Raw genomic sequence first — 13,439 nt, forward strand, 5'->3', positions numbered from 1 at the left:
CATCTATTGGACTGATCGCGCGTGGCCACCCCTCCAACAATTCGCGTCCATAGCGCACAACGCGGCGCTAGGCGAATGAATTAGCATCCGGGGCTAGACTGGCGCGAAAGTATGACATTTTCGCAAAGATCGATGACTTGCCGAGCGCGCACAGCTGCGGCACACAGCTTGCCGAAGGACAACGAAATATGAGCGATTTTCGCAGACTGGGTGACCGCATGCTGGTCAGCCCGCAGATTTCCCTCGCGGATGTCACCGAGGCAAAGCGGCTTGGGGTGACCACGATTGTCAACAACCGGCCCGACGGCGAGTCGCCGGATCAGGTTCCGGGCGCGGATATTTCGCGGGTGGCGAGCGAAAATGGGCTGGCCTATGTGGCGATTCCCGTGTCGCACGCGGGCTTCAGCCTGCCGCAGGTCGAGGCGATGGCGGAGGCGATCGGCGGGTCCGAAGGGGCAGTGCTGGCCTATTGCCGTTCCGGCACGCGATCGACATTTTTGTGGGCGCTCGCGCAGGCGAAGGCTGGAATCGACCCCGACGAAATTTCCACAAGCGCGATGGCCGCCGGATACGATGTGACGCCGATTCGCCCGACCATCGACATGCTCGCCGCAGGCGAGGCAGGCTGACGCGAGCTAGTCGCGAAAGTCCAGCGGCGGCGCACGGTCGCCCAGCAGCGAGACATATTCGTAGTCTTTCCCGCGCGAAGCGTCGAATTCGGCGCGCGCGGTCGTCCGCATTTCGGGATTCGTGAACAGCTCGACCGCCGCCAGCGTCATCGCCTGTGCCGCCAGCTGTGCGCCCTTCGCCCCGATCGAGTTGCCGCTTGCCGCGACCGCCTGCCAGCTGTGCGCGCTGGTCCCTGGAACCCAGGTGGCAGTGCGCACGCCGACCGTGGGCGTCGCCCACGAGACATCGCCGACATCGGTCGAGCCATAGCCGAGGGTCTTGTCATAAGGCTGGATGCGCGCAGCGCTGTCGAGCGGCTCGGCGGCATCGCCGAAGCTCTTTGAAATCTCTTCCGCCCAGGCGCGCTCTTCGGCTGTATAGGTAATCCCGCCGAGCTCGCGCAATTTTGCGTCCATCATCTTCGCCAGCGCTTCGTTGACCAGCAGCGGATTGTTGCCGTGGATGATCTCCGTCTCGACCGTCGTCCCGGTGCCCAGCGCGGCACCCTTCGCTGTTGCCTCAAGCCGTTCCCACAGCGCGCGCACCTCGTCGGCATCCGAATGGCGCACATAGTAGAACACCTCGGCAAAATCGGGCACTACATTGGGTGCCGCGCCGCCTTCGGTGATGACGTAGTGGATGCGCGTGTCCATCGTGGTGTGCTCGCGCATCATGTTGACCATCATGTTCATCGCCTCGACCCCGTCGAGTGCCGAGCGCCCGCGATGGGGTGCACCGGCCGCATGCGCCGAGACCCCGCGAAAGCGGAATTTGGCCGAGCGATTCGCCAGGGAGGTGCGCGCCGCTGCGCTGTTCTCGTCGTCGGCGTGCCAGTGGATGCTGAAATCGACATCATTGAACAGCCCGGCGCGGACCATGTAGACCTTGCCCGAGCCGCCCTCTTCCGCCGGCGTGCCGTACAGCCGGATACGCCCCGGGGTGCCAGTCTTCTCGAGCCAGCGCTTGACCGCAATGGCTGCCGTCAGCGAGCCGGCCCCGAACAGATTGTGTCCGCAGGCATGGCCGGCGTGCTTGTCCGCCACCGGGTCGCGGCTGGCCGAGCTCGACTGGGTGATGCCCGGCAGCGCGTCGAATTCGGCGAGGATCGCGATGACCGGGCCGCCTTCGCCCCATTCGCCGACAAACGCTGTCGGAATGTCCGCCACCCCCCGCGTGACAGAGAAGCCCTCCTTCGCCAATTCGTCCTGTAGCAGCCCGCTCGAACGGGTTTCCTGATAGCCGAGCTCGGCCCAGTCCCAGATCTGCTTGGCGACGCGTTCGGTACGCTCCTCTTGCGCCGCGACTTCAGCGAGCGGATCGACTGGCTGCGCAAATCCGGCGGCGGGCATGGCGAACGCCGAAGTTGCGGCGAGCAGTGCGAAGAGTTTCATTCCGGCAATCCCCTTTTGCTGGCCACTTTATCGCGCATGGGATGGTGCGCAAGCGCGTTGCGGCCTCTCGACCGGAACTGACTCTTGTGTCAGTAGAACAGCATGATGCAGCTCGTGCAATTCGGCGGTTCGCTCCTGGCGATTGTCCTGCTCGCCTGGCTTGCGCATAGGCTCGGGCTGGGAGGCGATCTTCGCATCCGCAGCGAAGACCATGCGCGCGAGCTGGCGGACGAGGCAATGAGCGGTTTCGACCCGGTCGATATCGCGATCGACCGCGCTGGCTACAGCGCGATCATGCGCGATGCTTCGGGGCACATCTTGTTGCTGCGCCGCCATGGTTCGCATTTTGCCGGCAGGCTGATCACCACCCGCCCGCAGGCGCGGCTCGACCAGGACCTGCTGACCATCGAAGCGGAGGACAGGCCGTTCGGCACCGTCACGCTCAACCTCGGCAAGGCGGCGCAGGAATGGGCGGCGAGTCTGCGGCGGCTGGAGAAATCGCGTGCCTGAATTCTCGCCGGTCGACTATGCCGTGCCGGGCTTCGTGTTGCTGGTGCTGCTCGAAATGCTGTGGGCGTGGAAGCAGCGGCCCGAGGCCTACGAGCCGCGCGATACGCTGACCAGCCTAGCCTTCGGGCTCGGCAGCACCGTGGCGGGGCTCGTCACCGGGGGTCTGTTCCTCGCGCTGTTCCTGTGGGTCTGGCAATACCGCATTTTCGACTTCGGGCCGGAGTGGTGGAGCGTATGGTGGGCGTGGCCGCTGTGCTTCGTGCTTGACGACCTGAAGTACTACTGGGTCCACCGGTTCGGCCACCGAGTACGGTGGTTCTGGGCCAGCCACGTCAACCACCATTCGAGCCAGCACTACAACCTCAGCACCGCGCTGCGCCAGACCTGGACCGGCGCGCTGACGCTGGGCTTTGCCTTCGCGCTGCCGCTTGTCCTGCTCGGCTTCCATCCGGTGATGATCGCCATCTGCGGCGGATTCAACCTGATCTACCAGTTCTGGATCCACACCGAGGCGATCGGCAAGATGCCGCGCTGGTTCGAGGCGGTGATGAACACGCCGAGCCACCACCGCGTCCACCACGCAACCAACCCGCGCTATCTCGACCGGAATTATGCGGGTGTTTTCATCGTGTGGGACAGGCTGTTCGGGACCTTCGAGGAAGAGCGTCCGGACGAGGAGCGCATCCGCTACGGCATCATCAAGCAGCTCGGCAGCTTCAACCTGCTGTGGTCGGTGTTCCACGAATGGATCGGCATTGCGCAGGACATGTGGCGTGCGCCGTGGCGCCACAAGCTGTCCTACCTGATTCGCGAACCCGGCTGGACGCACGACGGCAGCCGCGAGACATCGGATATGATCCGCGCCCGCTGGCTCGAGCGGACCGGGCGGGCGCAACCTGTGGCTTCTGAAAACGCGATTGCAGCCGGGGAGCGGACCGCCTAACCTTTACGTAAAGGAGAGGACATGGCGGATTACGACATCATCGTCATCGGCGGTGGCAGCGCGGGCAGCGCGGTTGCCGGCAGGCTGGCGGTCGACGGCACGCGGCGGGTGTGCCTGATCGAAGCAGGCGGGCGGAACAACAATGTCCTGGTCAAGACGCCGGGCTTCATGCCCTTCCTGCTCAAGAATTCGAACTACCGCTACGAGACGGTGCCGCAGAAGGGCCTCAACGGCCGGATCGGCTACCAGCCGCGCGGCAAGGGGCTGGGCGGGTCATCGGCGATCAACGCCATGGTCTATATCCGCGGCAACCGGTGGGACTACGACAACTGGGCCGCGATGGGCTGCACCGGCTGGGCCTATGACGATGTCCTGCCGTATTTCAAAAGGGCGGAGAGCAACGAGCGTGGGGCGGACGAATACCACAGTGATGCGGGGCCTTTGTTCGTGTCGGACCAGAAATGGGCCAATCCCACCAGCCATGCATTCGTGAAAAGCGCCGCAGCGCTGCAGCTGCGCGAAAATGCCGATTTCAATGGCGAGCGGCAGGACGGCTTCGGGCTCTATCAGGTCACCCAGCGGGGCGGCGAGCGCTGGTCTGCAGCGCGCGCCTATGTCGAGCCGATCCGCGAGCAGGGCAATTTCCACATCCGCACCAAGACGCTGGTCGAGAAGCTGGTGATCGAGAACGGGCGGGTGACCGGCGTAGCGATCCGGCAGGGCCGCAAGCGCGAGGTGCTCCATGCAAAGGGCGGCGTGGTGCTCAGCGCCGGCGCGTTCAATTCGCCGCAGATACTGATGCTGAGCGGGATCGGCCCGGCCGCACATCTGAAGGAACACGGGATCGAGGTGGTTCTCGACAAGCCCGAGGTCGGCTCCAACCTGCAGGACCATATCGACTATGTTTCGGGTTGGGAGACCGAATCGACCGTGCCCATCGGCGATAGCCTGGCCGGCACCGCGCGGATGGCGAAGGCGATCATCGAGCACCGCCGCAAGCGCACCGGGATTATGACCACCCCCTATGCCGAGGCCGGCGGGTTCTGGAGCGTGATGGCGGATAGCCCCGCGCCCGACGTGCAGTGGCACTTTGTCCCCGCTGTGCTCGAAGACCACGGGCGCGAGAAGGTGAAGGGGCATGGCTTCTCGCTCCACGCCTGCGTCCTGCGGCCCGAAAGTCGCGGGATGGTACGACTGGGTTCGGGCGACGCGGCGGATGCCCCGCTGATCGACCCCAACTTCCTCGCCGACGAGCGGGACATGGCGGTGATGCGCGGCGGCGTGCGGCTGTCGCACCGGATCGTCGACAGTGGGCCGCTAGCCGAATATGCGCCGAAGGATCGTCACCCGGTCGATCTGGCTGACGATGCCGCGCTCGACGAGATGATCCGCAACCGGGCGGACACGGTCTATCATCCGGTCGGCACCTGCCGGATGGGCGCAGACGATTCCGCTGTGGTCGACCCGGCGCTCAAGGCACGCGGGATCGAGGGTCTGTGGATCGCCGACGCCTCGATCATGCCCAAGATCGTCAGCGGCAACACCAATGCCCCCTCGATCATGATCGGCGAGCGCTGCGCCGATTTCGTCAAGGCTGCGCTCAAATAGAACGGGGGCCGGAGCGCAAGCCCCGGCCCCCGTTCCCGTTGGTTCCGATCAGAAGCTCTGGCGAACCGTGACCCCGAAGGTCCGTGGCTGCCCTACGGTATACCCGAGCCGGGCGCGCCCGCCGCGTTCGCGGTCAAACGACAGCAGGGCGTTCTCGTCGAACACGTTGTTGACGTAGGCCACCAGCGACAATCCGCTGTCGAAGTCGACCCCGGCGCTCAGGTTGAGCAGCTGGTAATCGGGCAATTCGAGATCGACCGTGGTCGCAGCGTTCGCCGGTGCCCCGCCGAAGGGCAGACCGTGGACGAAAGTGCGCGGGTTGTTTTCCTGGTCTGCCGGCTGGGTGTAGCGCGCCCCGACATGCGAGAAGCTGGCCGAGACATAGGCATCGGCGCTCTCGCCCACCGGCCATTCGTAGCTGCCCGTCGCGGAAAACTGGAACTTCGGCACCGATGGCAGGCGGTTGCCTTCGCGGATGCCGGTCGCTGCGGTCAGCGCGCCGGGGAGCGTGGTGTCGAACTCGGCTTCGATCAGGCTGCCCGCAAAGATGAAATCGAGCCCGTCCGCCGGCGACACCCCGAACTCCGCCTCGACGCCCATGGTGTGCGCTTCGGGGACGTTGAACACGATACGCGACGAGCAGCTACCGGCATCGAGCGTGACCTGCAGGTTCTTGATATCGTTGTAGAACCCGGCGACATTGGCGTAGAAGCCGCGGCCTTGCGCCTTGGCACCGACTTCGTAGTTCCACAACGATTCGTCGTCATAGTCCTGGAACGCGCCGAACAGCGCCGCGTCGGCCGGCGAGCACAGGGTTATGTTGAGCGGATCGTTCACCCCGCCGAGGCGGAAGCCCTTCGAGGCCTGCGCGTTGAGAGTGACCGCATCGCTGACATCGTAGCTGAGCAGAATGCGCGGACTGAACCCGTCGGACCGCGTCTTGTCCGACCGGTTGTCGCCATTGGCGAACAGCCCGCCGGAAATGAACTGCCGCTCCTCGGTGAAGTCGTAATAGCGCAAGCCGACGGTCACGTCGAACGCATCGGTCAGCGCGTAGGTGCCTTCGCCGAAGATCGCGAACTGGCTGATATCGTAGGGCAGGTCGGCGTTGTAGGGCGAATCGAGATTGGCGAAGCCGTTGGCGACCGCCGCCGAAGTCCCGGCACCGAGCGTGGCATCGGTCACCGCCGCATAGCCCGGCGTGGGCAGGCGCTGGCGATAGAACCGCGATGTGTCCGAGTAGAACCCGCCGAACACCCACTGGAACGGACCTTCGTAGGCCGAAGCCAGGCGCAGTTCCTGCGTGAAGCTTTCGAGATCGGTGGTGTCGCGCAGATTGGACGGCAACAGCACGCCGGCATTGGGATAGCCGAGATCGACCGAGACCGAACCGGTCAGCGCGCTGGCATCACGGCTGACTAATATGTTGCGATTGGTATAGCTGGTCACGGAGACGACATTGATGTCGCCCCAGGTCGCGTCGATCACCAGATCGCCGAGCCAGGTTTCGTCGACGAAAGCCTCGCGAAACTGCAGGTATTGCTCGCGCTCGCCCAGCTGGACCGGCGGTCGCGTGGTGGTGAAGCGATTGGCGTAGAGGTTGTAGATTTCCTGCCGGTTGAAGCCGTCGGCCTCGACCTTCTGGTACACCAGCCGCGGGGTGATGGTGACATCCGGCGCGACCTCGAACTTCACTGCGATGCGGCCGCCGTAGCGCTGGCCGCCATTGACATCCTCGCCGCCCGCCGGACCCTGGGCGTCGATAAAGCCGCCGTATTCGGTGAAATAGCCGACGGCGCGCACCGCGGTGCTGTCCCCCAGCGGCACATTGACCGCGCCTTTAAGGTGATAGCCGAAGTCGTCCCCGTCGACGAGGTTGAGATTGCCTTCGACCAGCCCTTCGGTGATGCCGATTTCGGGCTGGTTGGTAATGTAACGGATCGTACCGCCGACCGAACCCGAACCGAACAGCGTGCCCTGCGGGCCGCGCAGGGTTTCGACGCGGTTGAGGTCGAACAGGTCGAGGTCGGGCGTGAACAGCGATAGCGAGATCACCGATTCGTCGAGATAGACGCCGACCTGTTCCTTGACCCCCGGCTGGTCGCGCACGACCTGCCCGGCAGAAACGCCGCGCACCGAGACCTGGCTCTGGCCCGGGCCGAGATTCTGCACCGAGAGGCCGGCGACATTGCGCGACAGATCCTCCAGCGTGACCGCGCCCGACTTCTGGATGTCTTCCTGGGTCTGAGCATTGATCGAGAACGGCACGTCCTGGATCGTCGAATCGCGCTTGGTCGCGGTGACGATGATGAAATCGTCTTCGTCGGTGCCCGCACCATCCTGTGCGAAGGCGGGAGTGGCAGACACAGCGAATGCGCAACCTGCTAGCAACAGTGCGCGACGATGGCGTTGAATTTTGACGTGAGAGAGTTGCATGACATCCTCCTGAGGCGGCAGTTTTTTCTGCTTCGCTGGCAAGGATGGTGAATCGCTTGGTCGCAGCGTTCAATATCTACTGGATGCACCGGCGCGAATACTTCGACTCTGTCACCAAACCGCCACATACCAAGAAGGGCAAAAAAGAGGGCCGGAGCGCTTGGCTCCGGCCCTTCCGAGTTTTGTGTTCGCAGGAGGAACGTCGTGCGGCGGGAACGGGAGGGGAGAGGATCTCCCGGCCCCGCCGAACCTTGGTGTTAGTTGTAGGCGCGCTCGCCGTGTTCGGAGATGTCGAGCCCGTTGACTTCGCTCTCTTCATCGACCCGGAGGCCCACGGTGAGCTTGACGAGGTAACCGGCGATGAGAGTGCCAATTCCGGCCCATGCGATCGTGACGACAACGCTGAAGACCTGCACTCCGAGCTGTGCACCAAGCGCAGTCGAGCCATCGCCTGGTCCGCCGAGAAAAGGCTGGTAGACCACAGCGGTGCCGATTGCGCCGACGATGCCGCCGATGCCGTGGATGCCGAAGGCGTCGAGCGAGTCGTCGTAGCCAAACTTCGCCTTTGCCTTGGCCACCGCGAAGTAGCAGATGGTCGACGCAAGGATACCGAGCAGGATTGCACCGAACGGACCGCTGTTGCCTGCCGCAGGTGTCACTGCGACCAGTCCGGCGATCACGCCGGAGCAGAAGCCGAGCGCGGAACCTTTGTGACCGGCAATCCTCTCGATTACCATCCATGTCAGTGCCCCGGCGGCTGTGGCAACGAAAGTGTTGATCATGGCGAGACCGGCGGAGCCGTCGGCTTCGAGTGCCGAGCCGGCGTTGAACCCGAACCAGCCCACCCACAGCAGGCCGGTGCCGACCATGGTCAGCGTCAGGCTGTGCGGCGGCATCGGCTCCGACGGATAGCCACGACGCTTGCCGAGCAGGTAGGCAAGCACGAGACCAGAAACACCGGCATTGATATGCACCACAGTGCCGCCGGCAAAGTCGAGCGCGCCGTCTTCGAACAGCAGGCCGCCGCCCGCCCACACCATATGCGCGATCGGGAAATAGACGATGGTCAGCCACAGTGGCACAAAGGCCATCACCGCGCCGAACTTCATACGCTCTGCCGTGGCGCCGAGGATCAGCGCGGCGGTGATTGCAGCGAAGGTCATCTGGAAGCTGACGAAGACATATTTGCTGATGACTTCATCGGTGAAGGTCGCTGCCGTACTGGAGGCGTCCATTCCCATCAGGAAATAGCTTCCCCCGCTGACGAACATACCCAATGTGCCCTCGTAGGTCGTGTCGCCGAAGGCGAGCGAGTAGCCCCACATCACCCAGATCAGCATGGCGAGACACGCGGTCGCGCCGATCTGCGTCATGGTCGAAAGCATATTCTTCGACCGGGTCAGGCCGCCGTAGAACAGCGCAAGGCCCGGCAGGATCATCAGCAGGACGAGGATCGTCGAGGTCATCATCCAGGCGTTGTTGCCCGGATTGGCTACCGGCTCTGCCGCTTCGGCAGCGTCCTGCGCGAAGGCCGCGGTGGAGAAGAGCGCTGCGGCGCCGAATGTGGCGGCAACACTGGCGAATTTGCGGATCATGGGTGTCCCCTTTTTCTCGTTGGCGCGGCTCACAGCGCGGTCTCGCCGGTTTCTGCGGTGCGGATGCGCGTGGCCGACGCGAGGTCCAGCACGAAGATCTTGCCATCGCCTATGCTCTCGGTGCTGGCAGTCTGGGTGATGGTCTCGACGACCTGATCGGCCATGCCATCGGCAACGGCGATCTCGATTTTCACCTTGGGCAGCATGTTGGTCGAATATTCCGCGCCGCGGTAGATTTCGGTCTGACCCTTCTGGCGGCCGAAGCCCTTGACCTCGGACACGGTCATGCCCGCGACACCGATTGCGCTGAGTGCCTCGCGGACCTCGTCGAGCTTGAATGGCTTGATGATGGCGATGATGAATTTCATCGATGCCCCCTGGATACGTACCGGACAGTCACCGGCTTCGCAGATGCAGCAATATCCGTGCCATTCTGAAATTAACGCGATTCCGCAGCGTCAGAAGCGCATGAAAGTTGCGCGCGGGCACATTACTCGCTTAAAAAATGAGCATTGCCTAATTATTAGGCAATTCAAGGACGGCGAAAACCGGCAGGTGGTCGGACGCCTGTGCGGCCGTGGCACTGTGGTGGACGCCTTGGTCGACGCAGCCCCATTCGTCCGATGTGACGATCCGGTCGAGCCGGGCAATCGGCTGGCGGCTGGGGAAGCTGCGTCCGGTATCGAGCACATGCCACCCCGGCGCAAACTCGCGCATGGCGCCGGTGCGGTTGCCCCATTGGTTGAAGTCGCCCATCAGTACCGTCGGGCACGGCGGGGTGCAGGCATCGATGTCGGACAATATGGCGCGAATCTGGTCGCGGCGCCGCAGCCCCGACAGGTCGAGGTGGGTTCCGATGACACGAACCCTCCGCCCGTCGCACTCGATCTCGACCCGCACCGCGCCGCGCGGCTCCAGCGTGGGCAGGTCCAGCGCATGGGCATCGAGGATTGCGAGACTGCGCCGCACCAGCATCGCATTGCCGTGCCAGCCGAGGCTACGGGGTCTTCGCGCCACCGCCGCCGGAACCCACGGCGTATCGTCGAGCGCAGCCCGCGAAAGCACCGTCGCCCGCTGGCCGATGCGCAGGTCCACTTCCTGAAGCGCGATGATGTCGGCATCGATTTCGCGCAGCACGGCGATGATGCGATCGGGGTCGCGCCGCCGGTCGGTGCCGACGGCCTTGTGAATGTTGTAGGTGGCGAACTTCAACTGCAAGCTTCGATCAGTCCGCCTCGCCTGCGATAAAGCGGTCGGTCGGCCGCGTCGGAAGTCCGTCGATGCTGGCAATCCGCAACGCATGCTTTGCTGCCCATTCGCGCGGATTGCTGTTGGCATGCGCCTTTTTCAGCGTCTGCCGCTCGCGCTGGTACTCCATGAAGGGAACGCCCCAGCCGCAGCTCGTCTGCACGCTCTCGACCGCAATGTCGAAGATCTGCCGCGTACCCGGCAGCAGGGTGAAATGCGCGGCGAACTGCTCCCACTCGGGATCCTGCGGCAACACCGCCCGCCCCCGGCCGTAAATGCGCAGGATCAGCGCGGGCTGCTCGAAATTGCAGAACATCACCGTGATCCGCCCGTCGGCCATCAGATGCGCGTTGGTCTCGTTGCCCGAACCCCCGAGGTCGAGATAGGCGACCCGGTCAGGCGCGAGGATACGGAACGCGTCGTATCCCTTGGGGCTGAGGTTGATCCGCGCGCCCTCTGCCGCAGTCGCGACGAAGAACACCGGCTGCTTCGCGATCATCGCGACATGGGCGTCGGTGAGCGTGTCGGAAAAATCGGCCATATCCGAGAGCCTACGCTGGCTACCACGCGTGGGCAAGAAGAAGGGTTTCACGCAGAGACCGCAGAGGAAAGGAGAGACGCGGAGATGGAGCAAGGAGCCGCAGGCACCATCATAGTCCGAGACGCCACCCTTTGGTGAAACGTATGGAAAAGTGAGTGGCTGCGCCGCCAAGTGCAACCTCTCTGCGTCCCTCTTTTCCTCTGCGGTCTCTGCGCGAACCGACTATCTTTCCTTCGTCGCAGAAAACACCAGTTCCGGGTTCTTTTCCTGCTGGTAGTTCACGTCCCACGGGCTGCGCGCCATGAAGACCGCATCCCCGTCGCGATCCTTGGCGAGGTTGGCGCGGTTGAAGCCCGCGAATTCCTCGATCGCCTTGGCATCACCCCTGACCCAGCGCGCGGTGGCGAAAGGTGAGGCTTCGAGCATCGCCTCGACCTTGTACTCCGCCTCGAGCCGCGAGATCAGCACTTCGAGCTGGAGCTGGCCGACCACCCCGACGATCCACTGCGCGCCGATCTCGGGGTAAAACACCTGGATCACGCCTTCTTCGCTCAGATCGTCGAGCGCCTTGCGGAGCTGCTTCGTCTTGGTCGGGTCGCGCAGCTGGACCCGGCGCAGGATTTCGGGCGCGAAATTCGGAAGGCCGGTGAAGCGGATGGCGTTCTTCTCGCTCAGCGTGTCGCCCACCCGCAGCGTACCGTGGTTCGGAATGCCGATGATGTCGCCCGCCTCGGCGGTGTCGGCCAGCTCGCGGTCCTGCGCGAAGAACAGGATCGGCGAGTGGATCGCAATCGGCTTGCCCAGCCCGCTCGGGGTCAGCTTCATGCCGCGTTTGAAGGTGCCCGAGACCTGCCGCATGAAGGCGATCCGGTCGCGGTGGTTGGGGTCCATATTGGCCTGCACCTTGAAGATGAAGCCGGTGACCTCGTCGCGCTCGGGGCTGATCTGTTCCTCGCCCGCCGGTTGCGGGCGCGGCGGCGGGGCATAGCGCGCAATCGCTTCGATCAACTCGGTCACGCCGAAATTCTTCAGCGCCGATCCGAAATAGACCGGGGTCAGGTCGCCATTGCGGTAGGCGTCAATGTCGAACTGCGGGTAACCGATCTGCGCCAGTTCGATTTCCTCGATGAAGCGATCGGGGATCGCCGGATCGCAATCGCGCGTGCCGAGAAATTCCTTCGACGGCCCTTCCGGGCGCGCCACGCATCCTGAGGCAAAATCGAGCACGCCCTCGAACTCGCCGCCCATGCCGACCGGATAGGCCTGCGGCGAGACGTCGAGCGCCAGCATGTCGGCGATTTCGTCGAGCAATTCGAACACCGGGCGACCCTCGCGGTCGACCTTGTTGACGAAGGTGATGATCGGCACGCTGCGCAGGCGGCACACCTCGAACAGCTTGCGGGTCTGCGGCTCGATCCCCTTGGCCGCGTCGATCACCATGATCGCCGAATCGACTGCGGTAAGCGTGCGATAGGTATCTTCGGAAAAATCCTCGTGGCCCGGCGTGTCGAGCAGGTTGAAGGTGATCCCGTCCCGTTCGAACGTCATCACCGAGGACGTGACCGAAATCCCGCGCTGCTGCTCGATCTTCATCCAGTCCGACCGCGCACGCCGTGCCTGCCCGCGCGCCTTGACCTCGCCCGCCAGATGGATCGCGCCGCCTTGTAGCAGCAGCTTCTCGGTCAGCGTGGTCTTGCCCGCGTCGGGGTGCGAGATAATCGCGAAGGTGCGGCGGTTGGAAGAGATGGTGGTCATCGGGCGCGCGCCTTAGCGCGGGGGGGCCACCCAGTCCATCGCCAAGCGGCAGCATCCCTTTCCCGAAGCAGATTTCGCCGAGTTTTTTACGGTTTTTCAGTAATGTCCCAATATTCGTCGAGTTCATGTCCTATGGGGGTTGAACATGAAGTTTCGTGCAGTCTTTCTCGCCTTGGCCGGTGCCGCGCTGCTTGCCTCCTGCGGAGAGCCGGGTGCGGTGTACCAGATTCCGGCCAAGCAGATGCGCCAGCAGCTGATCGCGGCGAAGCCGCCGGCGATCCTGTTCGGTAGCCACGCGACCTCTACCCGCGCCTATCAGCGCGGGGACGGGTCGATCGTGTGGACCGTGTCGGAAGACAACGAGGCGCTGTTCCGCTTCATCGGCACGACCGAGGCGGTCGACGATCAGAGTACCAAGATCGTGCTATCGATCGCCGGGCCGACCGACGATGCGAACGATCCGGTGGCGAAGAAGTTCGACGATCACCCCCAGATTGCCAAACTCTATCTGCGGGCGATGGAGGAGGCGATCGACTCCAAGCTGACCGGGCGCACGTTCGACTTTTCGAAGTTCCGGGGCGAGATGATGGCTGCGGCCATGGCGGAAATGCCCGAGATACAGGCCCAGTTCGACGAGGCGGTCGCGACCGGCCAGAGCATGGAGCAGTCGATGCGGGATGCCGAGCGTGCCCAGGCCGACCGCGAATGGGAGCAGAGCATCGAGGCTCAAGTAGTAGAATAGG

Annotated in this window: 12 protein-coding genes; 5 read left to right on the top strand and 7 right to left on the bottom strand. The window is 64.0% G+C overall.

Annotation, left to right across the window (positions count from 1 at the left end; all coding sequences use genetic code 11):
* Positions 1 to 188: 188 nt before the first annotated feature.
* Positions 189 to 629 carry a protein tyrosine phosphatase family protein gene (locus NSO95_RS10005; RefSeq protein ID WP_257596080.1) on the top strand — a complete coding sequence of 147 codons (441 nt, stop codon included), beginning with the start codon at positions 189 to 191 and terminating at the stop codon, positions 627 to 629.
* A gap of 6 nt (positions 630 to 635) precedes the next feature.
* Here the strand turns inward: NSO95_RS10005 and NSO95_RS10010 are convergent, their stop codons facing one another.
* Complete coding sequence (locus NSO95_RS10010; RefSeq protein WP_257596081.1) at positions 636 to 2,060, bottom strand: amidohydrolase; 1,425 nt, start codon at positions 2,058 to 2,060, stop codon at positions 636 to 638.
* A 102-nt stretch (positions 2,061 to 2,162) separates the two neighbouring features.
* Between NSO95_RS10010 and NSO95_RS10015 the strand changes: the two genes are divergently transcribed.
* From NSO95_RS10015 to NSO95_RS10025, 3 genes are read left to right on the top strand one after another with little or no spacing between them, the layout of a single operon-like run.
* Positions 2,163 to 2,570, top strand: a complete 408-nt coding sequence (locus tag NSO95_RS10015) for a hypothetical protein (RefSeq protein ID WP_257596082.1) — start codon at positions 2,163 to 2,165, stop codon at positions 2,568 to 2,570.
* Positions 2,563 to 3,513 carry a sterol desaturase family protein gene (locus tag NSO95_RS10020; protein WP_257596083.1) on the top strand — a complete coding sequence of 317 codons (951 nt, stop codon included), beginning with the start codon at positions 2,563 to 2,565 and terminating at the stop codon, positions 3,511 to 3,513. The genes NSO95_RS10015 and NSO95_RS10020 overlap by 8 nt, the downstream gene beginning before the upstream one ends.
* A 21-nt stretch (positions 3,514 to 3,534) precedes the next feature.
* On the top strand, positions 3,535 to 5,121 hold the full coding sequence (locus tag NSO95_RS10025; protein WP_257596084.1) for a GMC family oxidoreductase: 1,587 nt from the start codon (positions 3,535 to 3,537) through the stop codon (positions 5,119 to 5,121).
* Between the two features lie 48 nt (positions 5,122 to 5,169).
* Here NSO95_RS10025 and NSO95_RS10030 read toward each other — a convergent pair whose 3' ends face one another.
* The 6 genes from NSO95_RS10030 to NSO95_RS10055 all read right to left on the bottom strand — a co-directional run bounded on the left by NSO95_RS10030 (position 5,170) and on the right by NSO95_RS10055 (position 12,696).
* Positions 5,170 to 7,557, bottom strand: a complete 2,388-nt coding sequence (locus tag NSO95_RS10030) for a TonB-dependent receptor (RefSeq protein ID WP_257596085.1) — start codon at positions 7,555 to 7,557, stop codon at positions 5,170 to 5,172.
* A gap of 257 nt (positions 7,558 to 7,814) precedes the next feature.
* Complete coding sequence (locus NSO95_RS10035) at positions 7,815 to 9,152, bottom strand: ammonium transporter (protein WP_257596086.1); 1,338 nt, start codon at positions 9,150 to 9,152, stop codon at positions 7,815 to 7,817.
* Positions 9,153 to 9,181: 29 nt separating this feature from the next.
* Positions 9,182 to 9,520 carry a P-II family nitrogen regulator gene (locus tag NSO95_RS10040; RefSeq protein ID WP_257596087.1) on the bottom strand — a complete coding sequence of 113 codons (339 nt, stop codon included), beginning with the start codon at positions 9,518 to 9,520 and terminating at the stop codon, positions 9,182 to 9,184.
* A 148-nt stretch (positions 9,521 to 9,668) separates the two neighbouring features.
* Complete coding sequence (locus NSO95_RS10045) at positions 9,669 to 10,364, bottom strand: endonuclease/exonuclease/phosphatase family protein (protein WP_366519006.1); 696 nt, start codon at positions 10,362 to 10,364, stop codon at positions 9,669 to 9,671.
* 13 nt (positions 10,365 to 10,377) lie between these two features.
* Positions 10,378 to 10,941 (bottom strand): pyridoxamine 5'-phosphate oxidase family protein, encoded by a 564-nt coding sequence (locus tag NSO95_RS10050; RefSeq protein WP_257596089.1) that lies wholly within the window; start codon positions 10,939 to 10,941, stop codon positions 10,378 to 10,380.
* A gap of 222 nt (positions 10,942 to 11,163) precedes the next feature.
* Entirely contained in the window at positions 11,164 to 12,696 is a 1,533-nt protein-coding gene (locus tag NSO95_RS10055) for a peptide chain release factor 3 (RefSeq protein ID WP_257596090.1), read from the bottom strand.
* A 145-nt stretch (positions 12,697 to 12,841) separates the two neighbouring features.
* Here NSO95_RS10055 and NSO95_RS10060 point away from each other — a divergent pair, with 145 nt between their 5' ends.
* The gene (locus NSO95_RS10060) at positions 12,842 to 13,438 is read left to right on the top strand and encodes a hypothetical protein (protein WP_257596091.1); all 597 of its coding nucleotides are present in this window, start codon (positions 12,842 to 12,844) and stop codon (positions 13,436 to 13,438) included.
* Position 13,439: the final 1 nt, after the last annotated feature.

Source organism: Parerythrobacter lacustris (assembly GCF_024626475.1).
Lineage (GTDB): Bacteria > Pseudomonadota > Alphaproteobacteria > Sphingomonadales > Sphingomonadaceae > Parerythrobacter_A > Parerythrobacter_A lacustris.